This is a genomic window from Microbacterium sp. SWDP-B6 (assembly GCF_059803615.1).
The window spans coordinates 147,947-171,407 of record NZ_JAPFGV010000001.1 but is presented as its reverse complement, the minus strand read 5'-3'; the positions used below and the strand labels follow the sequence as shown (position 1 = coordinate 171,407).

The 23,461-nt window shown below is 68.0% G+C and carries 21 protein-coding genes; 10 read left to right on the top strand and 11 right to left on the bottom strand.

Translation table 11 applies throughout. From position 1 onward, the window contains the following. Window position 1: 1 nt before the first annotated feature. Genes OPU70_RS00840 through ileS form a run of 3 tightly spaced genes read right to left on the bottom strand, consistent with a single transcriptional unit; the run spans window position 2 to window position 5,126 of the window. The gene (locus OPU70_RS00840; RefSeq protein WP_056377690.1) at window positions 2–415 is read right to left on the bottom strand and encodes a DUF4233 domain-containing protein; all 414 of its coding nucleotides are present in this window, start codon (window positions 413–415) and stop codon (window positions 2–4) included. Beyond that, the gene (locus OPU70_RS00835; protein ID WP_498556967.1) at window positions 412–1,764 is read right to left on the bottom strand and encodes a bifunctional folylpolyglutamate synthase/dihydrofolate synthase; all 1,353 of its coding nucleotides are present in this window, start codon (window positions 1,762–1,764) and stop codon (window positions 412–414) included. Before OPU70_RS00835 ends, OPU70_RS00840 begins: the two co-directional genes overlap by 4 nt. Next, complete coding sequence (gene ileS, locus OPU70_RS00830; protein ID WP_498556966.1) at window positions 1,761–5,126, bottom strand: isoleucine--tRNA ligase; 3,366 nt, start codon at window positions 5,124–5,126, stop codon at window positions 1,761–1,763. The genes OPU70_RS00835 and ileS overlap by 4 nt, the downstream gene beginning before the upstream one ends. 300 nt (window positions 5,127–5,426) lie before the next feature. Here ileS and OPU70_RS00825 point away from each other — a divergent pair, with 300 nt between their 5' ends. Further along, the gene (locus OPU70_RS00825; RefSeq protein WP_079113035.1) at window positions 5,427–6,077 is read left to right on the top strand and encodes a pentapeptide repeat-containing protein; all 651 of its coding nucleotides are present in this window, start codon (window positions 5,427–5,429) and stop codon (window positions 6,075–6,077) included. Here the strand turns inward: OPU70_RS00825 and OPU70_RS00820 are convergent. From OPU70_RS00820 to OPU70_RS00805, 4 genes are all read right to left on the bottom strand, one after another. Further along, complete coding sequence (locus OPU70_RS00820; protein ID WP_498556965.1) at window positions 6,067–7,575, bottom strand: ATP-binding cassette domain-containing protein; 1,509 nt, start codon at window positions 7,573–7,575, stop codon at window positions 6,067–6,069. The two genes, OPU70_RS00825 and OPU70_RS00820, sit on opposite strands and share 11 nt — an antisense overlap. Beyond that, window positions 7,572–8,384, bottom strand: a complete 813-nt coding sequence (locus tag OPU70_RS00815) for an ABC transporter permease (protein WP_042540606.1) — start codon at window positions 8,382–8,384, stop codon at window positions 7,572–7,574. The genes OPU70_RS00820 and OPU70_RS00815 overlap by 4 nt, the downstream gene beginning before the upstream one ends. Then, entirely contained in the window at window positions 8,381–9,322 is a 942-nt protein-coding gene (locus tag OPU70_RS00810; RefSeq protein ID WP_042540608.1) for an ABC transporter permease, read from the bottom strand. Before OPU70_RS00810 ends, OPU70_RS00815 begins: the two co-directional genes overlap by 4 nt. Before the next feature lie 103 nt (window positions 9,323–9,425). After that, entirely contained in the window at window positions 9,426–11,036 is a 1,611-nt protein-coding gene (locus OPU70_RS00805; protein WP_498556964.1) for an ABC transporter substrate-binding protein, read from the bottom strand. Between the two features lie 155 nt (window positions 11,037–11,191). Between OPU70_RS00805 and OPU70_RS00800 the strand changes: the two genes are divergently transcribed. The 7 genes from OPU70_RS00800 to OPU70_RS00770 all read left to right on the top strand — a co-directional run bounded on the left by OPU70_RS00800 (window position 11,192) and on the right by OPU70_RS00770 (window position 17,204). Continuing rightward, on the top strand, window positions 11,192–11,596 hold the full coding sequence (locus tag OPU70_RS00800) for a YbaB/EbfC family nucleoid-associated protein (protein ID WP_042540612.1): 405 nt from the start codon (window positions 11,192–11,194) through the stop codon (window positions 11,594–11,596). Beyond that, window positions 11,596–11,889 (top strand): WXG100 family type VII secretion target, encoded by a 294-nt coding sequence (locus OPU70_RS00795; RefSeq protein WP_042540614.1) that lies wholly within the window; start codon window positions 11,596–11,598, stop codon window positions 11,887–11,889. Before OPU70_RS00800 ends, OPU70_RS00795 begins: the two co-directional genes overlap by 1 nt. Before the next feature lie 41 nt (window positions 11,890–11,930). Beyond that, on the top strand, window positions 11,931–12,254 hold the full coding sequence (locus tag OPU70_RS00790; RefSeq protein ID WP_056377287.1) for a hypothetical protein: 324 nt from the start codon (window positions 11,931–11,933) through the stop codon (window positions 12,252–12,254). Beyond that, complete coding sequence (locus OPU70_RS00785) at window positions 12,251–13,822, top strand: hypothetical protein (RefSeq protein ID WP_498556963.1); 1,572 nt, start codon at window positions 12,251–12,253, stop codon at window positions 13,820–13,822. The genes OPU70_RS00790 and OPU70_RS00785 overlap by 4 nt, the downstream gene beginning before the upstream one ends. Before the next feature lies 1 nt (window position 13,823). Continuing rightward, a complete protein-coding gene (locus OPU70_RS00780) occupies window positions 13,824–14,297 on the top strand; it encodes a hypothetical protein (RefSeq protein ID WP_042540756.1) in 474 nt (157 codons plus the stop codon). 97 nt (window positions 14,298–14,394) lie between these two features. Further along, a complete protein-coding gene (gene valS, locus OPU70_RS00775; RefSeq protein ID WP_079113044.1) occupies window positions 14,395–16,989 on the top strand; it encodes a valine--tRNA ligase in 2,595 nt (864 codons plus the stop codon). Continuing rightward, window positions 16,989–17,204, top strand: a complete 216-nt coding sequence (locus OPU70_RS00770) for a hypothetical protein (RefSeq protein ID WP_042540758.1) — start codon at window positions 16,989–16,991, stop codon at window positions 17,202–17,204. Before valS ends, OPU70_RS00770 begins: the two co-directional genes overlap by 1 nt. 67 nt (window positions 17,205–17,271) lie before the next feature. Here the strand turns inward: OPU70_RS00770 and OPU70_RS00765 are convergent, their stop codons facing one another. From OPU70_RS00765 to tdh, 4 genes are read right to left on the bottom strand one after another with little or no spacing between them, the layout of a single operon-like run. Further along, on the bottom strand, window positions 17,272–17,490 hold the full coding sequence (locus OPU70_RS00765) for a hypothetical protein (protein ID WP_042540759.1): 219 nt from the start codon (window positions 17,488–17,490) through the stop codon (window positions 17,272–17,274). Next, on the bottom strand, window positions 17,487–18,128 hold the full coding sequence (locus OPU70_RS00760) for an ArsR/SmtB family transcription factor (RefSeq protein WP_475434243.1): 642 nt from the start codon (window positions 18,126–18,128) through the stop codon (window positions 17,487–17,489). Before OPU70_RS00760 ends, OPU70_RS00765 begins: the two co-directional genes overlap by 4 nt. Window positions 18,129–18,183: 55 nt before the next feature. Further along, window positions 18,184–19,362, bottom strand: a complete 1,179-nt coding sequence (locus OPU70_RS00755) for a glycine C-acetyltransferase (RefSeq protein WP_475434241.1) — start codon at window positions 19,360–19,362, stop codon at window positions 18,184–18,186. Then, window positions 19,362–20,405: an L-threonine 3-dehydrogenase gene (tdh, locus tag OPU70_RS00750; protein ID WP_455905113.1), complete on the bottom strand. Its 1,044-nt coding sequence runs from the start codon at window positions 20,403–20,405 to the stop codon at window positions 19,362–19,364. The genes OPU70_RS00755 and tdh overlap by 1 nt, the downstream gene beginning before the upstream one ends. An 81-nt stretch (window positions 20,406–20,486) precedes the next feature. Between tdh and OPU70_RS00745 the strand changes: the two genes are divergently transcribed. Then, entirely contained in the window at window positions 20,487–21,395 is a 909-nt protein-coding gene (locus OPU70_RS00745) for a LysR family transcriptional regulator (RefSeq protein WP_498556962.1), read from the top strand. Further along, window positions 21,392–23,443 carry a M3 family metallopeptidase gene (locus OPU70_RS00740; protein WP_498556961.1) on the top strand — a complete coding sequence of 684 codons (2,052 nt, stop codon included), beginning with the start codon at window positions 21,392–21,394 and terminating at the stop codon, window positions 23,441–23,443. The genes OPU70_RS00745 and OPU70_RS00740 overlap by 4 nt, the downstream gene beginning before the upstream one ends. The last annotated feature ends 18 nt before the right edge of the window (window positions 23,444–23,461 follow it).

Here is a 23,461-nt window from a genome sequence, read left to right as displayed (position 1 = left end):
GTCATTCACTCTCTGTCTGAGTCTCGGTCGTGGGCCCGTCAGGACGTCGTGCGTCCAATCGGGCCCCCATGATCGTCGCATACCCCCACATGCCGCCGAAAACCACGACGACGAGCAGGATCGCGGGCACCAGGATAGCCGCCAGCGCGATGACGACCTGCAGGATCCACCCTGCGGTGATCGCCCAGGGCTTCGTGATCATCCCGGCGACGGCGATGCAGGCGAGTCCCACGACCGCGCCGCCGACGATCCCCCACCACTGCGGGATGCCGGCAGGCAGCGACTTGAGACCGAAGACCGTGAGACCCGCGAGGAAGACGACGATCGACTCGAACCCGAGCACGATCGGCGCCAGCTTCTGCACGAGCGTGCGGGGCGGACGCGGAGGACGCGCAGACGGGGAGACGGCGGTCATGCGCGCCACCCGGACTTCCAGTCTTCGGCCTCAGCGAGGGCGATCGCCTCGCCCGCGAGCACGACCGACCCGGCGATCACGACGGCTCGGCGATCGGACGATGCCGCCCATTCCCGTGCGGCATCAGCAGCCTCAGCGAGGGTCGGATGGACGGTCGCACGCTGTCCCGTCGCCTCGACGAGGTCGGCGATGAGATCCGCGTCGCTCGCGCGGTCGGACTCCGGCGCGGTGGCGAAGACGTGCGCTGCTGCGGGTGCGAGCTTCGCGACGATGCCGGCGGCGTCCTTGTCGGCGAGCACACCCAGCACGACGCCCCACTCGTCGAAGTCGAAGCTGTCGTCCATCGCGAGAACGAGCGCGGCGGCGCCGTGCGGGTTGTGCGCGGCATCGACGATCACCGTCGGAGCGATCCCCAGCAGCTGGAGGCGTCCGGGCGAGGTCGCTCCCTGGAGCCCCTCGGAGATGATGTCGGCGGCGATCGGCTGCTCGCCGCCTCCGATCAGCGACTCCACGGCGGCGACCGCGAGGGCGGCGTTGTGCCCCTGGTGAGCACCGTACTGCGGCAGATACTCCTCGACATAGGCGCCGGCGAGTCCGCGGATGGTCAACAGCTGTCCACCGACGGCGAGCTTCTGGTCGGCAAGCCCGAACTCCTCACCCTCGAACGCGATCGTGGCGTTCTTCTCGGCGGCGACGCGACGCAGCACTTCAGCGGCCTCTGCGGGCTGCTGCGCCGAGACGACGGCCGCGCCTTCCTTGATGATCCCCGCCTTGACCGTCGCGATCTCGGCGATCGTGCCTCCGAGACGATCCGCGTGGTCGATGTCGATGGGCGCGAAGACCGCCACGTCGCCGTCCGCCGTGTTGGTCGAGTCCCACTCGCCCCCCATGCCCACCTCGAGCACGAGCACGTCGACAGGGGCATCGGCCACGGCCACGAAGGCGAGCACGGTGAGCAGCTCGAAGAACGTGAGCGGCTCCTCCCCTGCGGCCTCGAGCTCGGCGTCGACGATCCCGACGAAGGGCTCGATCTCATCCCACGCGTCGGCGACGGCGGCATCCTCGATCGGCTCGCCGTCGATCATGATCCGCTCGGTGAAGCGCTCGAGATGAGGACTCGTGAACAGCCCGGTGCGCAGCCCGTGCGCCCGAAGCAGAGTCTCGATCATCCGAGCCGTCGACGTCTTGCCGTTGGTCCCCGTGATGTGCACGACGCGATAGGTGCGCTGCGGGTCGTCGAGGTATGTGAGGATGCGCGCGGTGCGCTCCTTGCGCGGCTGCACCCAGCGCTCCCCCGCGCGGCTCAGCAGCGTCTCGTAGACGGCATCCGCCCTGTCACGTGCGCTCATGCGCTCGACTCCTCGATGTTCGTGTCGATCGTGACGATGATCGGACGCTTGTCGGCGCCCAGCGCGGTCGCCCCGCTGCGGAACACGCCGCCTCCCGGGCTGGTGACGTCCTTCACGAGAGCGTTCATCTCGTCGGTGGCCTGCACAGCGAACGCCACGGCCAGGGTCTCCCCTGCGATCAGCTCCGCATGCGCCTGCAGCGCCTCGGCGTCGTCCGGGCTCACGTTGAGCGCGAGCACGATGCGATCGCTCACGTCGAGGTCAGCGTTCTTGCGGGCCTCCTGCACGACGCGGATCGCGTCGCGGGCGAGTCCCTCCGCCTCGAGCTCGGGTGTCGTCTGCGTATCGAGCAGCACGACGCCCCCCGTCGGCACGAGGGCGAGAGCCTCGCCCTCCGGACGACCGGCGGTCTCGAGCGCGAGCTCGTACTCCGACGGCTCGAGAGCGATACCGCCCGCGGTGACGACGCCGTCGCTCTCCGACCAGTCGCCTGCCTTCGCGGCTTTGATCACGGTCTGCACGTTCTTGCCGAGCCGCGGGCCCGCAGCACGCGCGTTGACGCTGAGCCGATGGCTGATGCCATAGTCCGCAGCAGTCGTCTCCGACTGCGGGACGAGCTCGACCGACTTGACGTTGAGCTCCTCGCGGAGGATGTCCTCGAACTGGCCGAGCGTCCCTGCCAGCGGTGACACGACCGTGAGGCGGGCGAGCGGCAAGCGCACGCGCAGCTTCTCCTTCTTGCGCAACGCGTTGCCGACGCTCGAGAGCTCGCGGACGGCATCCATGGCATTCCGGATCTCGTCGGCGGCGGGGAACGCGGTGGCGTCAGGCCAGTCCTGCAGGTGCACGCTGCGTCCACCTGTGAGCCCCTGCCAGACGCGCTCGCTGACGAGCGGAACGAGCGGAGCCGCGACTCGGGTCAGGGTCTCGAGCACGGTGTAGAGCGTGTCGAAGGCCTCGGTGTTCGAGCCTTCCCAGAACCGGTCGCGCGAGCGGCGGATGTACCAGTTGGTGAGAACCTCGGCAAAGTCGCGCAGACGAGCGGACGCCGTTGTCGAGTCGAGGCCCTCGAGGTCCGCCCGCACGTCGCGCACGAGGTCGCCGAGTCGAGCCAGGATGTATCTGTCGAGCACGTCGGTCGAGTCCGTGCGCCAGGTCGCCTCGTAGCCGCCCGGCTTGGCCGCGTTCGCATACGTCGCGAAGAAGTACCACGAGTTCCACAGCGGAAGCAGGAACTCGCGGACGCCCGATCGGATGCCCTCTTCGGTGACCGCGAGGTTGCCACCGCGCAGCACGGAGCTCGACATGAGGAACCAGCGCATCGCGTCGGAGCCGTCGCGGTCGAGCACCTCGGAGACATCCGGATAGTTGCGCAGCGACTTCGACATCTTGTAGCCGTCGTTGCCCAGCACGATGCCGTGGCAGCTGACACCGGTGAAGGCCGGACGATCGAAGAGCGCGGTCGACAGCACGTGCATGACGTAGAACCAGCCACGCGTCTGCCCGATGTACTCGACGATGAAGTCGGCGGGTGCGTGCGTGTCGAACCACTCCTGGTTCTCGAACGGATAGTGCACCTGCGCGTACGGCATCGAACCCGAGTCGAACCACACGTCGAAGACGTCCTCGATGCGGCGCATCGTGCTCTTGCCGGTGGGGTCGTCGGGGTTCGGACGCGTGAGGTCGTCGATGTAGGGGCGGTGCAGGTCGATCTCGCCCTCGGGGTTGCGCGGCAGCGTGCCGAAGTCGCGCTCCATCTCTTCGAGAGAGCCGTATGCGTCGATGCGCGGGTACTCCGGGTCGTCGCTCTTCCAGATCGGGATCGGCGAGCCCCAGTAGCGGTTGCGGCTGATCGACCAGTCGCGCGCCCCCTCGAGCCACTTGCCGAACTGGCCGTGCTTGACGTTCTCGGGCACCCAGGTGATCTGCTCGTTGTTCGCGAGCAGGTCGTCCTTGATGTCGGTGACACGGATGAACCAGCTCGACACGGCCTTGTAGATCAGGGGGTTCCGGCAGCGCCAGCAGTGCGGGTACGAGTGCACGTAGCTCTGCTCGCGCAGCAGTCGTCCCTCGGCGCGGAGCAGACGGATGAGCGGCGTGTTCGCATCCATCCAGAGCTGGCCGGCGACGTCTGTGACGTTCGGCAGGAAGCGCCCGCCGTCGTCGAGCGACAGGATCGTCGGGATGCCGGCGGCACCGGCGACCCGCTGGTCGTCCTCACCGTAGGCCGGAGCCTGGTGGACGATGCCGGTGCCGTCGCTGACGGTGACGTAGTCGTCGACCAGGATGCGCCAGGCGTTCTCGGTGCCGTAGGTCTCGGCGTCGGCGTAGTAGTCGAAGAGTCGGTCGTACGTGACGTCCTCCAGGTCGGCTCCTCGCACCGTCGCGTCGACAGCGGCGAGCGCGTCGTCGAGGCTCTCGTAGCCGAGGTCCTTGACGTAGCCGCCGAGCAGCTCGCGTGCGAGGAGGTAGCGATGAGAGGACGCCTCGACTGCGGCATCCGTCGTTCCGGCGATCTGGTGCACGTCCGCCGCTCCACCGGGACCTGCCGGGAGCACGACGTACTCGATGTCGGGTCCCACGGCGAGCGCGAGGTTGGTGGGAAGGGTCCAGGGCGTGGTCGTCCAGGCGAGCGCGCGCACGGCGGTGAGTCCGAGGGCCTCGGCCTTCGCGCCGGTCAGCGGGAACGTGACGGTGACCGACGGGTCCTGACGGTTCTGGTAGACGTCGTCGTCCATGCGCAGCTCGTGCGCCGAGAGCGGGGTCTCATCGCGCCAGCAGTACGGCAGCACCCGGTAGCCCTCGTAGGCGAGCCCCTTGTCGAACAGCGTCTTGAACGCCCAGAGCACGCTCTCCATGTAGCCGAGGTCGAGCGTCTTGTACCCGCGCTCGAAGTCGACCCAGCGAGCCTGACGCGTGACGTAGTCCTGCCACTCGTGCGTGTACTTCAGCACCGAGTCCTTCGCTTTCGCGTTGAAGACGTCGATGCCCATCTCTTCGATCTGGCTCTTCTCGGTGATGCCGAGCTGCTTCATGGCCTCGAGCTCAGCGGGCAGACCGTGCGTGTCCCAGCCGAAGACGCGATCGACCTTCTTGCCGATCATGGTCTGGAAGCGTGGGAACACATCCTTGGCGTACCCGGTGAGCAGGTGCCCGTAGTGCGGCAGGCCGTTGGCGAACGGCGGGCCGTCGTAGAAGACCCACTCGTCGTTGCCCTCGCGCTGCTCGATCGAGGCGCGGAAGGTCTGGTCGGTCTCCCAGAAGTCGAGCACTTCGCGCTCGATCTGGGGGAACCGAGGGCTCGGTGCGACGGAGGCAGCCTGGTCGGCGGCGGGGCCGAAGGAGGAACGCGGGTAGGTCATGTCGTCTCGCAGGAGTCGTGGCGGATGCTGCTGCGAGGACGATCCGTCCGGAATCTCATCCCGGGGAACCGCGGTACCACCTCGCGTGCCGCGCCTCACGGCGGAGCCACTCTCACTGCGGCTGTGACGGGCCTGCCCCGCTCGGTTCTACTGAGTCGACCCGTGCGAGCCCGACCGTTCTTCCGAGAGCTCCCCGGTGATGTCCGGATCGATGCTCGTGTCTCCATTGTACGCGCGGCGGCGGGGGTGCGCCTCCTGAGCACTCTGGGCGCTGTCGCACCCACCCCCTACCCTCGAAGCATGGCCCGCTCCCCCGAATCCCCCGTGGCTCCCCGCGTCTCGCCGCCCGACCTTCCGCGGGAGTTCACGCCCGCCGCAGCACATCGCAACGCCGATCTGATCGCTGCCAGTCTCGATCTCGAGGGCACGGTCGACCTCGCCCATGCCTCGCTCGAGCAGTGCACGGTCGCCGCCGATGCCGACGCGGTCGACCTGACAGGTGCCACGCTCATCGACGTCGACCTCACCGGCGTGCGGATCGCATCGCTCAAGATGCGGGATGCGAGCATCCGCCGCGTGCGCATCAGTGGGGGCCGCATCGGCACGCTCGATCTGAGCAGCGCTCGCATCGACGAGCTGCTGCTCAGCGACGTGCGCATCGACTATCTCAATCTCGGGGCGGCGAAGGCCACCGACATCGAGGTCCGCGACTGCGGCATCCGCACCCTCGACATGCCTCAGGCCGAACTCACGCGCGTGGGCTTCACCGGCAGTCGGTCTGACGAGGTCGACACCCGGGCGATGCGCGCCAGGCACGTCGACCTCCGCGGACTCGACGCCTCTGCGTTCCTCGATGCGAACAGCCTGCGAGGCACGACGCTCACCGGTTTCCAGGTGCAGCAGCTCGCGCCGCTGCTCGCGGCGGGGATCGGCATCCAGGTCATGGACTGACGGGCCGGTTCGCCTCGAGCAGCTCCCGGGTGAACGGATGCTGCGGCGCGGCGAACACGTCGGTGACCGCTCCCTGCTCGACGATCACGCCGTCCTGCATCACGAGCACCTCGTCGGCCACTGCGCCGACGACATCGAGGTCGTGCGACACGAAGATCATCGTCAGCTCCCGTTCGCGCTGGAGGCGCAGCAGGAGCTGCAGCACCTTTTCACGCACCGAAGGGTCGAGAGCCGATACCGGCTCGTCGAGAACCAGCACCTCGGGCTCTGCGGCGAGCGCCCGCGCGATCGCCGCGCGCTGACGCTGCCCGCCCGACAGGGCGATGGGTCTGCGGCTCGCGAGCGCCGGGTCGAGATCGACCTCGGCGAGAAGCTCCACCACTCGAGCCGCTCGCTGCTGACGAGGCACACCCCCGGCGGCGAGCGCCTCTCCCAGCGATCTCCCGATCGTCCACCGCGGGTCGAAGGCACCGAGAGGATTCTGGTGCACGAGCTGCACCCGGTGCTGTCCGATCCACCGCAGGCCTCCGTCGTCCGCATCCTCGACGCCCACGATCATGCGCGCCAGCGTCGTCTTGCCCGATCCCGATTCCCCGACGATGCCGAGCGTGCGTCCGGCGGCCACGGAGAACGACGCGTTCTGCACCGCGACGAGATCGCCGAACGCCTTCGTGACCCCGGCGGCGACGAGCACGGGCTCGGCCGCGCCTTCACGCTCTGCACGTGGCTCGTGGATCGTGGCGGCGATGAGCTGACGGGTGTACTCGTGCTGCGGCTTCTCGAGCACCTCATCGACGGGCCCTGACTCGACGACGATGCCGTTGCGCATCACCAGCACCCGATCCGCGATCCTGCGCACGGCCGCGAAGTCGTGACTGATGAACACGATGCCGGTGCCCGCATCGGCGATGTCTCGCAACAGCCCGAGGATCCTCGCCTGCACGGTGGCATCGAGCGCGGTGGTCGGCTCGTCGGCGACGAGGACTGCGGGTTCGGCCGCGATGGCCGAGGCGATCAGCGCTCTCTGCCGGAGCCCTCCGGAGAGCTGATGCGGATACTGGCGTGCCCGCCGGGCAGCGTCGGGCATCCAGACCCGGTGCAGCAGGTCCTGCACCTTTTCGCGCAACGCGGCCCGCCCGGTCGCGAGTCCGTGCAGACGAAGCGGCTCGGCGATCTCCGAGCCCACTCGCTGCAGCGGGTCGAGAGACACCAGCGCATCCTGCGAGACGAGTCCGATGCGGGCGCCGCGGAGGGCCCGCCACCCGCGCTCGCCGAGACGGGCGGCGTCCGTCCCGTCGACGACGAGTCGATCGAACGCCACGTGAGCACCCTGCGGAGCGAGTCCCAGCAGAGCCCGCGCCGTCAGGGTCTTGCCGGCTCCGGACTCTCCCACGATCGCCACGCATTCACCTCGCTCGACCGACAGCGACACACCGCTCACCACGGGCGTCCCTCCGAAGTCGACGCGCAGGCCGACGAGTTCGAGCGCGGCGGTCACGGCGTCAGCCCCTCTGCTCTGGCTCGCAGCACACGACCGACGATCGTGGCCGAGATGACGGTGACCGTGATCGCGATGCCGGGGAAGACGGCGATCCACCAGGCCTGACCGAGCACGTTGCGTCCGCCGGCGAGCATCAGTCCCCATTCCGGCGTCGGCTCCGATGGGCCGAGACCGAGGAAGCTGAGTCCGGCCGCGCCGAGGATGCTCGATCCGATGCCGATCGTCGCCAGGACGCTGAGCGACCCGAGCACGCCGGGCACGACGTGCCTCACGAAGGCGGGCGCAGGGCGCACCCCGAGGATGCGGGCGGCCTCGACATGCTCTGCGCCGCGCAGCGTGCGCGTCTGCACGCGCGCAAGGCGGATGTAGACGGGCACGGCGGCGAGGGTGACGGCGATCGCGATGTTCACAGGACCCGGCCCCAGCACCGCCACCACCACGAGCGCGACCAGGAACTCGGGGAACGCCATCAGCACGTCGTTCACCCGCATGAGTGCGGCGTCGACGCCCCGGGGAGCGAGCCCGGCCAGAGACCCGACGATGAGTCCGACCGCGAGGGCGACGCCCGTGGCGAGCAGTCCGATGCCGATCGAGCGCCCGGCTCCGTAGACCACCCGTGAGAAGACATCGCGTCCGCTCTGGTCGGTGCCGAAGAGGTGGTCTGCGCTCGGCGGCAGCAGCGAAGCCCGCACGTCCGTCTGCAGGGGATCGTGCGTGGCGAGCACCCCGGGGAACACCGCGGCGAAGGCGAGCACGAGAAGCACCGCCGCGGCGCCCCACAGCAGCACGGCCTGCGCCCGCCTCACCGCACGCCTCCTCGGTCGATGCGCAGACGAGGATCGATGAGCGGATGCAGCAGCTCGACCACGAGATTCACGACCACGAAGACGAGGGCACTGAGCAGGATGATGCCGGTGATGACCGGCAGATCACGATTGGTGATGGCGGCGAGAGTCACCCGACCGAGACCTGCTCTGGCGAACACCGTCTCGACGAGGACCGCTCCTCCGAGCACGGATCCGGTCAGGTACGCGGCGAGCGTCACCGCATTCGCCGCGCCGTGCCTGAGGCCGTGCCGCAGAGTGAACCAGGACGCGCTCGCACCCCGCGCACGCACGGTCTCGGCGAACGGCATCCGCTCGGCCTGTGCGAGGCCGTCTCGTAGCACCTGGCTGAGCAGAGCGGCCACCGGCAGGGCGAGCGTGATAGCCGGCAGCACGATCGTCGCCGGGTTGCGTGCACCGGACACGGGGAACCAGCCGAGTCCGAACGCGAAGACGCTGAGCAGGATCAGGCCGATCCAGAAGACGGGTGAGGAGAGGATGACGAGTTCGACTGCCGCAGCGACGGTGCGTCCGGCACGCCCTCGCACGAGCAGCGCGACGGCGAAGGCGAGCACCACGGCCATGAGCAGCGCCAGCGCGGAGAGCTGCAGCGTGGAACCCAGCTGGCGGCCGATGACCTCGACCACCGGCATCCGCAGCTGATACGACTCGCCGAGGTCTCCTCGCGCGAGCTGCCCGATGAACGTGACGTACTGCTCGAGTGGAGGACGGTCGAGTCCCAGTTCCGCGCGGATGCCGTCTTTGACCTCATCGCTCACCTGCGCCTGGGGCCCGAGCATGACGGAGACCGGATCGCCCGGGATCACCCGGAACGCGAGGAACACCAGCGTCGCCGCACCCCAGAGGACGATCACGACGGATGCCGCGAGTCCGGCGACCCGGGTGAGCGCTGCCTTCACCGTTGACGCCCTCTCGACGGATCCTGAGCGCCCCTCGGCTCACGGCGCGCGCTCACGAACGATATCGCAGTGCGCGAGCGAGGGGCGCTCGATGATTCGGGTGTCAGCCGACGCTCACGTCGTAGAACAGCGGACGACCGTAGAGGTCGTACGCGAGCCCGTCCACCCGCTCGCCGACAGCCGTGATCGCCGACGGGCTGTAGAGCGGGACGATCGCGGTGTAGTCGGCGTTCCACTCCTGCAGCTGGGTGTAGATCTCGTTGCGCTGATCCTGATCGTTCGACGCGACGGCCTGCTCGAGCAGCGCATCGATCTCGGGATCGGTGACCTGCGAGGCGTTCTGGAACCCCTCGGTGTGCAGGTGCGCGCGGAGGAAGTCCGGGTCGACGCCCGAGAATCCCCAGTCGGTGAGGTCGAAGGTCTTCGGCTCGTACTGCTCGTTGTAGGCGCCGGGCTCGAGCGTCTCGCGGACGACCTCGAAGCCGATGGCCTTGAGATCCGACTGGATGGCGTTCGCGAGAGCGGCGCGGTCGTCGGGGACCGGAGTCCATGCGATCCACCGCGCGGAGAGGCGCTCGCCGTCCTTCATGCGGATGCCGTCGGAGTCGCGCTCCGTCCATCCGGCCTCGTCGAGAAGCGTGTTCGCCGCGTCCGTGTCGAACGGTCGGGCGCCCTCCAGCGAGGCGTCGTAACCGGGAGTCGTGGAGCCGAGCACGCTCCAGGCGCGGGGGAACTGTCCGAAGAAGATCTCCTCGACGGCCGCGTCGACATCGATGCCCAACGCGAACGCCTGGCGCACCTTCTCGTCGGCGAAGACGCCGTACTTCTCGTTGAGGTACAGGGAGTAGGGCAGGCCCGGGTATTCGATCGAATCGACCGTGATGCCGTCGCCGAGGTCACCCGCGAGGTTCGGCGGGATGTTGCTCGCGAGGTCGGCCTCGCCGCTCTCGATGACGCCCGTGCGCACGGATGCCTCGGGCTGGATCTCGACCCGCAGCGTCTCGACCTTCGGCGCCTTCTCGCCGTGCGGCCCCCAGGCGTAGTCGTCGTTGCGCGTGTAGACGATCTCCTGATCGGGTGTGTACTCGGTCAGTTCGAACGGTCCTGTTCCGACGGTGATCCCCGGGCCGCCCGCCTTGAGCTGGTCGGCGGACTCCTCCAGCACGGCCGGCGAGTAGAAGCCGAGCTGCGGCGTGCTCGTCGCCTGAAGGAACGGCGCGTACGGCTGGGTGAAGCTCACCTTCACCGTGTGCTCGTCGACGACCTCGGTGCCCTCGTAGAAGTCGGCCCCCATCATGCTGGCCGCCTGCGCGGATTCCGTCTCGGGATCGACGATGCGATCGAAGTTCGCCTTGACGGCCTCGGCGTCGAACGGCTCGCCATCGGTGAAGGTGACGTCGTCACGCAGGACGAAGGTGTACTCGGTGCTGTCGTCGGACACCGTCCACTCCTTGGCCAGCCAGGGGGTGAACGAGCCGTCATCCTCCTGGAAGACCAGGGAGTCGAGCACCGCGCGCTGCACCATGCCCGAGACGTCGAGCTGGCTCACCTGCGGATCCATGTGCCCCGCCGAGAGGTTCGCGCCCTCGATCGACCAGACGAGCTCACCGCCGTCGGACTCGGACGAGGGCGCAGCGCAGGAGCTGAGCAGGAGTGCGCTCACGGCGACGGTCGCGCCGAGCGGGATGGCACGGCGCAGGAAGGAGATAGGCATGCTGTTCCTCGGGAGGGAATGCGGGAGATGACGCGGATGCATCAGTTCTTGGACTCGATCCAATTCTAGATCCTCCGCGGTGACGCGGGCGTCGTGGGGCCTTCATACCGTCATCGCTCCCTCATATACTGCGATGACACCGGAGGAGGGGAACAGTGTCGTCCGAAGAACTCGCTGACACGATCGCCGCAGTGAACGCGAAGATCGATGCCCAGATCGCGCAGTCCCGACAGCTGGCCCAGGAGTCGGCCAGACTCGAGACGGAGGCGTCGCAGACCATGGCGACGGTCACGTCGGCGGACGGCCGAGTGACCATCACCGCGCGGCCGACCGGGGCCATCGAGTCGGTGAGACTGCAGTCGGGCGCGGCCGCAGATCTGGCATCCCTCGGCGTCACGATCACCGAGACGATCGCGAGGGCGCAGCGGGTCGCGGCGGAGAGGGTGCTCGTCTCGATGGAGCAGACCCTCGGGGCCGACTCCCCTCTCGTGGCCGCGGTGCGCCAGGATGTCGACACCGCGTTCCCGCAGGTCGGCGGCAGCACGATCGAGTACCGCTGATGGGCGTCATCGAGGTCAATCCGGCGCAGGTGGCGAAGGCCGCCAAGGCCATCAGCGTCGCGTCACGCAACATCGATGCCGCCCTGGAGGAGCTCGCCGCGCACGCGACGATTCTGCGTCGCTCGTGGTCGGGAGACGCGCAATCGGCGTTCGACGCCGCACAGGAGCGATTCGACGGCAACATGCGTGAGCGAACCGGGCTCGTCATGGCCGTGTCCGATCTGCTCGGCGAACTCGCGACCCAGTACTCGGACGCCGACCTCGCCGGTCAGCGCGTCCTCGGCGGCAGCTGACGTCGGACAGACATCACATCATCGGGGGGGAACCGATCATCATGACCGCATCCAATCAGCAGATCGTGATCGACGAGGACGAGCTCCGCGCGCACGTGCGGGCGCTCACCGCAGCGGCCGAGCTGCTCGGCTCCGCCGCCACGACAGCCGCCGGAGGTGTGGGGCAGTCGGCGTTCGGCGCGATGTGCGGCCCCTTGCTCGGGCCCGCGGTCGACGCGCTCGCGGATGCCTCCGAGTCGACGCTCGCTGCAGCGACGACTCTCGCCGACGCGACGGCGACCGGCCTCAAGGGGATCGTCGATGCCTTCGGCGCGATCGAAGACGGCGCCGTCACCTCGTTCCGCGCCATCGAGGGAGAGCTGTGAGCGCCGTCGCAAGCATCAGCAGCCAGGTGCGCTCCGGTTCGTGGGCGGCGGGAGCACCCGGGTACAGCGCCTCGCAGACCGACTGCGCGAGCATCCCCGGCATCGCCGGCATGCTCATGCAGTACATCGCCCCGCTGCGGGAGTGGTTCGACGATCTCCTCGGCGACCCCGGCACCGTCGGCGGGTTCGCCTCGCGCTGGGAGGGCGCAGAGAGCTCGCTCCGCCGAGTGGTCGAGACGCTCCGCGATGCCGAGCCCCGGCTGGCCGAGCTCGACGGCCGCACGGTCCGGGCGCTGCGGGCCCGGTACGGCGACCTGCTGTCCGTCGCTGAGGATGCCGCCCAGTGGACCGGAGCCACGGCGAGCGCGGTGCGCCTGGTCAGCCAGATCATCGAGTCGACACGAGTGCTGATCTGCGACTTCCTCGGTCGCCTGAGCCGCTTCGCCGACGATCTGTTCCGCTTCAGCCTCAATCCCCTGCAGAAGCTCGAGGACATCCAGCGGTTCGCCGAGTCCGCAGCCGAGTTCGTCGGCACCGCCGGCGCGCTGGTCAAGAGTCTCACCGGCGCCGTCGTGTCTCTTGCGCAGCTCCTCTACAAGCTCGTGCCGCTCGTCGGCGACGCCCTGGCCACCCTCCGCGATGTCCTCGCCGACATGCTGCCGCTGGTCGGCGGACTCACCGGCGGGCCGCTCGGACTGGTGTTCGGCAACGTCCTCCACGACTTCTTGACCGGTGACGCGCGGGTCCGCGAGATCGATCCGTCGACGTTGAACGAGGATCAACTGGCCGCATGGAACGACGCTCACGAGGTCACCTCGCTCGACTCGCTGTCGGATCTCGTGTCGGTGAACGGCACGACCGACGCGATGGGCGGGGAGAGCTCCACGGCGATCGACATCAAAGAGGTCGTCGGTCCCGACGGCTCGACGCACTGGGTCGTGTCGCTCCCGTCGACACAGGCCTGGGAGTTCGGCCCCTCGAGCGGCGCGATGAACGACCGGGACAACAACCTCGCGCTGATGCTCGACAACCCGCTCTTCCGCACTCAGTACGAGCGCGCGGTGCTGGATGCGATGCAGCAGGCGGGGATCCCTGCGGGATCCGACGTCGTGCTGACCGGCTTCAGCCAGGGCGGCATCATGGCGGCGAACCTCGCCGCGGACTCGTCCTTCCCGTACAACCCGATCGGGGTCGTGACCAACGGCTCCCCCGTCGACAACTTCCACGTGCCGCCGAACGTGCCGGTCTACGCGTTCCAGCACGCGACAGACGTCGTGCCGATGCTGGACGGGAGCCTCGTCGGCGTTCCCGGGCTGCCGGGCCAGTCCCCGTTCGACATCCCGAACACCCCGGTGACCGTGCTCCCGCCGAACATCCACCAGATCACGCTCCCGGACCCGGATGGGGCACACGGGTTCGGAGCACACAACAACCCGAAGTATGCGACGTCCGTGGCAGAGTGGGAAGCCGCCTATCGCGATGCCAACGGCGGAACGGATCCTTGGGACCTCGCCGGTCTCGGCGGCACAGTGGTCGATCACCAGGTATACCAAGGAGTGGAACGCTGATATGAGCATCACCGGCCGTGCGCGAGCCACTCGGGGAGCTGTCGCACTCGCGCTCGCGGCGATGATGCTCGCACTGAGCGGGTGCGGCCCGCTTCTGAAGGAGACCTCCGACGGGGACTTCGCCGAGACGATTCCCGCAGCGCTGATGGATTCAGAGATCGGCGTCACCGATGCCTACGCTGCGAAGACGATCTCCGGGTTCACCTTCTATCTGAGCGTGGGCGTCGATCTCGACCACGAAGACGCCTCCGCCGACGATCTGGCGGGCATCCTGAGGATCGTCCTCGAGCACAACGACGTGCCCAGCGACGAGATCGACCTCGGCGTCAACGGAAGTGATGGCGAATCGATCGACCTCGAGGCGTTGGTGCGGAGCATCTCGCCCGACCTGGAGATCGCGTCGAGCACCTACGGCGACATCCAGGTGACGAACGACCAGGCAGCCGCGATCGTCGAGGCCGTCTGGGGCGAGTGAGGGGCTCCCCTCCGGTTCGGGGCGATTAGACTGTGGGGCACAACCCACACTCAGGCACGCTCACACAGTGCCGCATACATCGCTCGAGGAGACCTCCATGTCCGTGATTCCCGACAAGCCCGTACTCGAAGGTCTCGAAGCGAAGTGGGGTGAGTCGTGGTCCGAGCAGGGCACCTACCTGTTCGACCGACTCCGCGCCGCACAGTCCGGCCGCGAGGGTGTGTACTCGATCGACACTCCCCCGCCGACCGCATCCGGCAGCCTGCACATCGGCCACGTGTTCTCGTACACGCACACCGACGTCAAGGCGCGCTTCGAGCGCATGCGCGGCAAGAACGTGTTCTACCCGATGGGCTGGGACGACAACGGCCTTCCCACCGAGCGTCGGGTGCAGAACTACTACGGCGTGCGCTGCGACCCCTCGCTTCCCTACCAGGACGACTTCACGCCGCCGTTCGAGGGCGGCGACAACAAGTCCAGCCGCGCCGCCGACCAGGTGCCGATCAGCCGACGCAACTTCATCGAGCTCTGCGAGCGTCTGACGATCGAAGACGAGAAGCAGTTCGAGGCGCTGTTCCGCCAGCTCGGCCTCTCGGTCGACTGGACCCAGACGTACCGCACGATCTCGGACGACACCATCCGCCAGAGCCAGCTCGCGTTCCTGCGCAACCTCGAGCGCGGCGAGGCCTACCAGTCGCTCGCACCGACCCTGTGGGACATCGACTTCCGCTCGGCGATCGCGCAGGCCGAACTCGAGGATCGCGACCAGCAGGCCGCTTATCACACCATCGATTTCCCCTTCGCCGACGGATCCGGCTCGATCACGATCGAGACCACCCGCCCCGAGCTGCTGCCGGCGTGCATCGCGATCGTGACCCACCCCGAGGGACCGCACAAGCACCTGATCGGCACGAAGGTGCGCACGCCGTTCTTCGGCGCCGAGATCGAGATCCACGGACACCACCTCGCACAGCCCGACAAGGGCACGGGAGCCGCGATGGTCTGCACCTTCGGCGACGTGACCGACATCATCTGGTGGCGTGAGCTGCGCACAGCCGCGGGCGACCACCTCCCGAACATGACGACGATCGGTCTCGACGGCCGGTTCCTCCCGACCGCCCCGTCGATCGTGGCCGACGCTGAGGCCATCGACTGGTACCAGGCCGAGCTCGCCGGCAAGACGGTGTTCTCGGCCCGCAAGGCCATCGTCGAGAAGCTGCAGGAGACCGGCGACATGACCGCGGTCGGCAAGCCGTTCAACCACGCGGTGAAGTTCTTCGAGAAGGGCGACCGCCCGCTCGAGATCGTCTCGACCCGCCAGTGGTACATCCGCAACGGCGCGCGTGACGCGAAGCTGCGCGACGAGCTGCTCGAGCGTGGCACCCAGCTGACGTGGCACCCGGACTTCATGCGCGTGCGCTACGAGAACTGGGTCGGCGGCCTGACCGGCGACTGGCTCGTATCACGCCAGCGCTTCTTCGGCGTGCCGATCCCGCTCTGGTACGGACTCGATGAGAACGGCGAGCGCGACTACGACCGGGTGATCGCTCCCGACCACGCGAGCCTTCCCATCGACCCGACGACCGACGTCCCCGCGGGCTACACCGAGGACCAGCGCGGTGCGGCCGGCGGATTCGAGGCCGAAGCCGACATCCTCGACACCTGGGCGACCTCGTCGCTCACTCCGCAGCTCGCCGGCGGATGGCAGCGCGACGAGGAGCTGTGGCAGCTCACCGCTCCGTTCGACCTGCGCCCCCAGGGGCAGGACATCATCCGCACCTGGCTCTTCTCGACCATGCTGCGCTCGACTCTCGAGGACTCCCGATCGCCGTGGCGCAACGCCGCGATCTCGGGCTTCATCGTCGACCCCGACCGCAAGAAGATGTCGAAGTCCAAGGGCAACGTGGTGACTCCGGCGGACATCCTCGAGACCCACGGATCGGATGCGGTGCGCTATTGGGCCGCTTCGAGCCGCCTGGGCATGGATGCCGCCTTCGACCCGCAGAACCCGACGCAGGTCAAGATCGGCCGCCGTCTGGCGATCAAGGTGCTGAACGCCGCGAAGTTCGTGCTGTCGTTCCCCGTACCGGAGGGCGCTCAGGTCACCCACGCGCTCGATGCATCGATGCTCACCGGCCTGGACGCCGTGATCGAGGAGGCGACGAAGGCGTTCGAGAACTACGACCAGGCCAAGGCGCTCGAAGTGACCGAGGCGTTCTTCTGGACGTTCTGCGACGACTACCTCGAGCTCGTCAAGGAGCGCGCCTACAACCAGAACGACGTGGGTCAGGCATCCGCCGCCCTCGCGCTGCGTCTGGCACTGTCGACGCTCCTGCGCCTGCTCGCCCCGATCATCTCGTTCGCGACCGAAGAGGTGTGGTCGTGGTTCGAAGAAGGCTCGGTGCACACCGCGGCCTGGCCTGAGACACTCGGCATCGAAGGCGACACGGCCGTGCTGTCGGCCGCGAGCGAGGCGCTGATCGGCATCCGCCGCGCCAAGACCGAGGCCAAGGCATCGCAGAAGACTCCGGTCTCCCGCGCCGCGATCGCCGCTCCCGCCGCCAAGCTCGAGGCGCTCCGCGCCGCGGCCGACGACCTCCGGGCAGTGGGACGCATCGCCGAACTCGAGTTCACCGAGGCCGGCGAGTTCGCGGTCACCGCGATCGAGCTCGCGCCGGTCGAGGGCGCCTGATGCAGCTGGGCACGAGGTGGGCCACCGGTTCCGAGCCACCGGCATCCGTTCCCGCCGCGCTCCGGCCGGCGATCGCCGAGGTCGAATCGCGCGGTCTCTCCGGGCACTGGACGCTCACGTGGCTCGAAGGCCGCGCGATCGCAGAGCTCGATGCGGGCTGGGAGGTCTTCCAGACCGGGTCCGGCGATGTGGTCGCCCGACCCTTCGAGGACTGAGCGGTCTCTGCTGACGAAGCCCCCTGTCCGCGTCTGCGGCAGGGGGCTTCGCCGTGATCAGAACGCCTCAGCGCCGAGGGAGCCCGATCTGCGCGAGCATGTGCTCGACCGCGCGAGGATCCTGTCGCCTGGTCTGCTGCTCTCGCAGGAGATCGAGAGCGAGGGCCCGCTTCTGAGCGCGGCGAGTGATGCGTCGCTCGACGAAGACCGTGAGGAGATCAGCAAGGCCGAGGAGCTTCCGCTCCGCCTGTGTCGGGGCGACGAGGCGGATGGTCGCGCTGGTCATGATTCCTCCTCGTTCGAGTCAGCGGCACCGGCGAGCACCGGCCCGGTCGCCGGAAGGTCGAAGAGCTCGGTGCGCATCGACACCCGGCGCACGTCCGGCCCGGTCTGGCCGCGATATCGCCCGACGGCACCCTCGATGACTCCCATGAGCTCGTCCTTGAGGTCCTCCATCTGCGAGGGGGTCATCTCGAGGAGGGTTGTGGCGATCAGCCCCGCGTCCTTCCAGCCTTCCGGCACCTCTGTGTCCGGGCGGTTGACGTAGGACATCAGGGTCTCGTGCCGCAGGCGGAAGAACTCCGACGACACGATCTGCGCCGCTGCCCGGTTGGCGGGCGACATGCTCTGGCTCGGACCGGGGATGTCGATGCGCCCCTCAGGCAGCTCCCACCAGCGCTCGCGCGCTGTGCCTCGCCCCTCGACCTCGTGGATCAGGTCATGTGCCGAGAGAGTGCGCAGATGGTAGCTGGTGGACCCGGAGGTCTCCCCCAGCATCGATGCGAGCGAACTCGCCGTCTGCGGCCCATGTGCGCTGAGCAGATCGAAAATCCGCACACGCAGCGGGTGAGCCAGGGCCTTGAGCGCCCCGGAATCGAGTCGTCGCAACTGCTCTTCGTCTGCCATGCATGCAAAGATACTCATGCAAAGACTTCTTTGCAAGCATTCTTTTGCAAAGCAATCTTTGTCTGCTCGCCTCTCAGCTCACGACGGCTCGCGCGGCGACGAAGGCAGCCACGCATCTTTCGATCTGCTCGGGCGTATGCGCCGCCGAGAGCTGTACGCGGATCCGCGCCAGCCCGCGAGGAACGACGGGGAAGCTGAACGCGGTCACGTAGATGCCCTGCGCCTGCATCTCCGTCGCGATGCGCGCTGTGAGAGCCGCGTCGCCGAACATCACGGGGACGATCGGATGCTCTCCCGGCAGCAGATCGAAACCCTCCGCCGTCATCCGCTCACGGAACAGTGCCGCGTTGTCGCGCAGACGCGCACGGAGATCGGCCGAACCCTCGACGAGATCGAGCGCGGTGAGGGTTCCGGCGACGATGGCGGGGGCGAGCGTGTTCGAGAACAGATACGGACGCGAACGCTGACGCAGCAGGGCGACGACGTCGGCGTGCGAGGCGACGTAGCCACCGGATGCTCCGCCCAGCGCCTTCCCGAACGTGCCCGTATAAATGTCGACACGATCGGCGACACCGCAGAGTTCCGGCGTTCCTCGTCCGTTCTCTCCTACGAAGCCGACCGCGTGCGAGTCGTCGACGAACACCAGGGCGTCGTGGCGATCCGCGAGGTCGCAGATCTCGGCGAGCGGCGCGATGTAGCCGTCCATCGAGAACACGCCGTCGGTGACGATCACCCGGAAGCGTGCATCGGATGCCGCCTGCAGCTGCGCTTCCAGATCCGCCATGTCACGATTGCGGTAGCGAAGCCGACGCGCCTTCGAGAGACGGATCCCGTCGATGATCGACGCGTGATTGAGTTCGTCCGAGATGATCGCGTCCTCAGCACTGAAGAGCGTCTCGAACACTCCTCCGTTCGCGTCGAAGCATGACGAGAAGAGGATCGAGTCGTCGGTGCCGAGGAACCCCGCGAGTCGTCGCTCGAGCTCCAGATGCTGTTCCTGCGTACCGCAGATGAAGCGGACGCTGGCGAGCCCGTAGCCCCACTCCTGCAGCGCCGCAGTGGCGGCATCCAGGATCCGCGGGTCGTCGGCGAGACCGAGGTAGTTGTTCGCGCAGAAATTGAGCACCTCTGCGCCGTCGGCGGTGATCTCGGCGTTCTGCGGCCCGCGGATGCCTCGTTCGCGCTTCGTGAGGCCCGCAGCCTCGATCCCGGCGAGCTCGTCAGCCACATGCTTCTGGAATGTCCCGTACATCACAGCTCCGTCCAATCGAGGATGATCTTTCCCGTGCCGGCGGACTCGGCCGCGGCAAAGCCCTGTTCCCAGTTCCTGGCGGGGATCACATCCGCGATCACCCGTCCGATCGAGTCGCGCAGCGTCGCACTCGTCTGCAGCATGGCACCCATCGCGTTCCACGTCTCGAACATCTCGCGTCCGTAGATCCCCTTGATCGTGAGCATGTGCGTGACGAGTTTGCCCCAGTCGATCTCGAATCCGGTGCTGGGCAGTCCGAGCATCGCGATCCGGCCGCCGTGGTTCATGTTGTCGATCATCGCCGGGAGCGCCGACGCCGCGCCGCTCATCTCGAAGCCGATGTCGAATCCCTCGCGCAGACCGAGCGCCTGCTGGGCATCTCGGATCTCGCGGGCCGAGACGTCGACGACCTCGTCCGCGCCCATGAGACGGGCCATCTCGAGGCGAGGCGCGCTCACATCCGTCGCCGCGATGAAGCGTGCTCCGGCGTGCCGAGCGACGGCGATCGCCATGAGGCCGATCGGACCGCACCCTGTCACGAGCACATCCTCGCCCACGAGCGGGAACGTGAGCGCCGTGTGCACGGCGTTGCCGAGAGGATCGAAGATCGCGCCGAGCTCCGGCGCCACGTCGGCGTGATGCACCCAGACGTTCACGGCGGGCAACGCCAGGAACTCGGCGAAGGCGCCGTCGCGTTGCAGTCCGAGGCCGATCGTACGGATGCACATCTGGCGGCGTCCTGCGCGGCAATTGCGGCACGTGCCGCACACGATGTGCCCCTCGCCCGACACTCGATCGCCCACAGCGATGTCGTGGACGAGCGGACCGACCTCGACGACCTCGCCGTAGAACTCGTGACCGGGGATGAGTGGGGCATCGATGGCGGATGCAGCCCAGTCGTCCCAGCGACGGATATGCAGGTCGGTGCCGCAGATCCCCGTGCGCAGCACGCGGATCACGACTTCGTCGGGCGCCGCAGTGGGCTCGGGACGATCCACGAGCTCGAGTCCGGCGGCGCGTTCGGCTTTGAACAATGCCTTCATATGTCGATCTGATCGCATTCGACCATGTAGAACAATCGGCAAGTTCTGCATAGACCCTGTAGCAAACACTAATCTGACTGGATGGAACTCCATCAGTTGCAGATCCTGAGAGAGCTCGGCGCTCTGGGGAGCGTCACCGCCGTCGCCGAGACGCTCAACGTCACCCCGTCTGCCGTGTCACAGCATCTGGCAGCCCTGCAACGGAGCTTCCGCACACCGCTCACGCGCAAAGACGGCCGTCGCCTCACGTTGACCGCAGCCGGGCAGGCCCTTGCGGCAGCGGGCGCCGAGGCGATAGACGCGATGGCCGCAGCGCGCAGCGCGCTGGACGACTTCGAGAACGACAGCACCGGCGTGGTCACGATCAGCGGATTCCACAGCGTCGGGCAGGCGCTCTTCGGGTCGCTAATCCGTGAACTCGACGACTCCCTCGCGCCGCCGACCGTGCAGCTCACCGACGAGGACGTGGCGCAGAGCGAGTTCCCCGCTCTCGCAGCCCGGTACGACCTCGTGCTCGCGCACCGCATGGAGCATTCGCCGCCGTGGCCGACCGACGGGGTGCGCAGCCTGGCGCTCGTCCGAGAACCGCTGGACGTCGCCGTCTCGTCTTCCCACCCTCTCGCCACCCGCGCGCAGGTGACGTCCTTCGACGTCATCGACAGCCCCTGGGTCACGAGTCGCATCGGATACTCGCCCGACGATGTGCTGCGCGCCGTCTCAGCCGTCGCCGGGCGTCCCGTCGAGATCCGCCACCGGATCAACGACTACGGTGCGGTCGCGGCGGTCATCGCCGCGGGCGGGGTCCTCGGGATGCTGCCGCGCTATACGTCCCGCACCGTCGACGACCGTGACATCGTGCGGCTTCCGCTGCGGGGAGTCAGCACCCACCGGATGATCGACGTGCTCGCCAGGCCGGAGAACCTGAGACGACAATCCGTGCGCGTCGTCGTCGACGCCCTGCAGCGGGTGATGGCTAGGCTCAGAGGATGACCGACGCCTCGAACCCTCTGCTTCAGCCGTCTGCACTCCCCTACGGGCTCCCCGATTTCGCGGCGATCACGCCCGAGCACTACCTGCCCGCGTTCCAGGCGGCGTTCGACGAGCATCTCCAGGAGATCTCTCGGATCACCATGGTGCGATCGATGCCCACCTTCGAGAACACGATCGAGGCGCTGGAGCGCTCCGGAGAACTGCTCGACCGCGTCGCACACACCTTCTACACCGTCACATCGGCCGACGCGACGCCCGAGATCCAGAAGATCGACGAGCAGCTCGCTCCGCTCATGGCGGCGCATCAGGATGCCATCACTCTCGACGGGGCGCTGTACTGGCGCGTCCAACAGGTGCATGCGCGCCTGGATGACCTCGAGCTCGACGATGAGCAGCGGTACCTCGTCGAGCGGCACCATCGCGAGATGACCCACGCAGGTGCGGCCCTCGACGACGACGCGAAGAGCCGGCTCACCGCACTGAATCAGCAGCTGTCGACGCTGAGCAACACCTTCGAGCGCAACCTGCTCAACGACACGAACGATCTCGCCGTGGTGTTCGACTCCTCCGACGAACTCGACGGTCTCAGCAGTGGGGAGCTCTCCGCCGCAGCTCGTGCGGCGAGCGATCGAGGCCTCGACGGACGGTTCGTCATTACTCTCCCGTTGTTCACCGGGCATCCGTATCTCGCTCAGCTCCGCGACCGCGAGTCCCGCCGCCGCATCATGGCGGCCTCACGGTCGCGGGCGTCCCGCCCAAACACGAACGACAACCGGCCGGTGCTCACGGAGATCGTCCGCCTGCGCGCCGAGCGCGCAGCGCTGCTGGGCTACGACTCGCATGCCGCCTACGTCACCGCAGACGAGACGGCCGGCAGCCCTGCGGCTGTAGAGCGGATGCTGCGCGAGCTCGCCGCGCCGTCTGCGCGCAACGCCCGCGCAGAGCGCGAAACCCTGCAGTCGATCGTCGACGAGACGGAGGCCGCACCCTTCACGGTCGAGGCGCACGACTGGGCGTTCTACACCGAGAAGGTGCGCACTGCCCGCTATGCGATCGACACGAGCGCGCTGCGCCCGTGGTTCGAGGCCGAACGGGTGCTGCAGGACGGGGTGTTCTTCGCGGCCACACAGCTCTACGGGGTGACGTTCGCAGAGCGGCACGACCTCCGGGCCTACCACCCGGGTGCTCGCGTGTTCGAGGTCAGCGATGCCGACGGCAGCGCGGTGGGCCTGTACGTGCTCGACCTCTACACGCGCGACTCGAAGCGCGGTGGCGCGTGGATGAATCCCATCGTCAGCCAGTCGCGCCTCCGAGGGACGCTGCCCGTCGTCGTCAACAACCTCAATGTCCCGCTTCCGGGTGACGGTGAGCCGACCCTGCTGACGCTCGACGAGGTGACGACGCTGTTCCACGAGTTCGGGCACGCACTGCACGGTCTGTTCGCCGTCGTCACCTACCCGCACTTCGCCGGCACGAACGTCTTCCGCGACTTCGTCGAGTTCCCGAGCCAGGTCAACGAGATGTGGATCCTCTGGCCCGAGGTCCTCGACAACTACGCACGTCACTACGAGACCGGCGAAGCGCTCGACCCCGCGATCGTCGAACGCCTTCGCGCCACCGAGACGTTCGATCAGGGGCACGCGACGAGCGAGTACCTCGCGGCGGCGTGGCTCGATCAGGCGTGGCACCGCATGGACACGAAGGCCGTCGTCGACGACGTGGCCGAGTTCGAGGCGGCCGCGCTCGCCGACATCGGACTCGACGATCCCGTCGTGCCGACCCGCTACTCGTCGACCTACTTCGCGCACGTCTTCTCGGGCGGATACAGCGCCGGCTACTACTCCTACATCTGGAGCGAGGTGCTCGACGCCGACACGGTCGACTGGTTCCGTGAGAACGGCGGACTCACGCGCGAGAACGGCGACCGGTTCCGCGCCCGTCTCCTCGGCGTGGGTGGCTCCAAGGATCCGCTCGACGCATACCGCGACTTCCGCGGCCGGGATGCCGAGATCGCGCCGCTGCTGAAGCGCCGCGGCCTCGAAGCATGAGAGAGTCGCGCGCCGCCT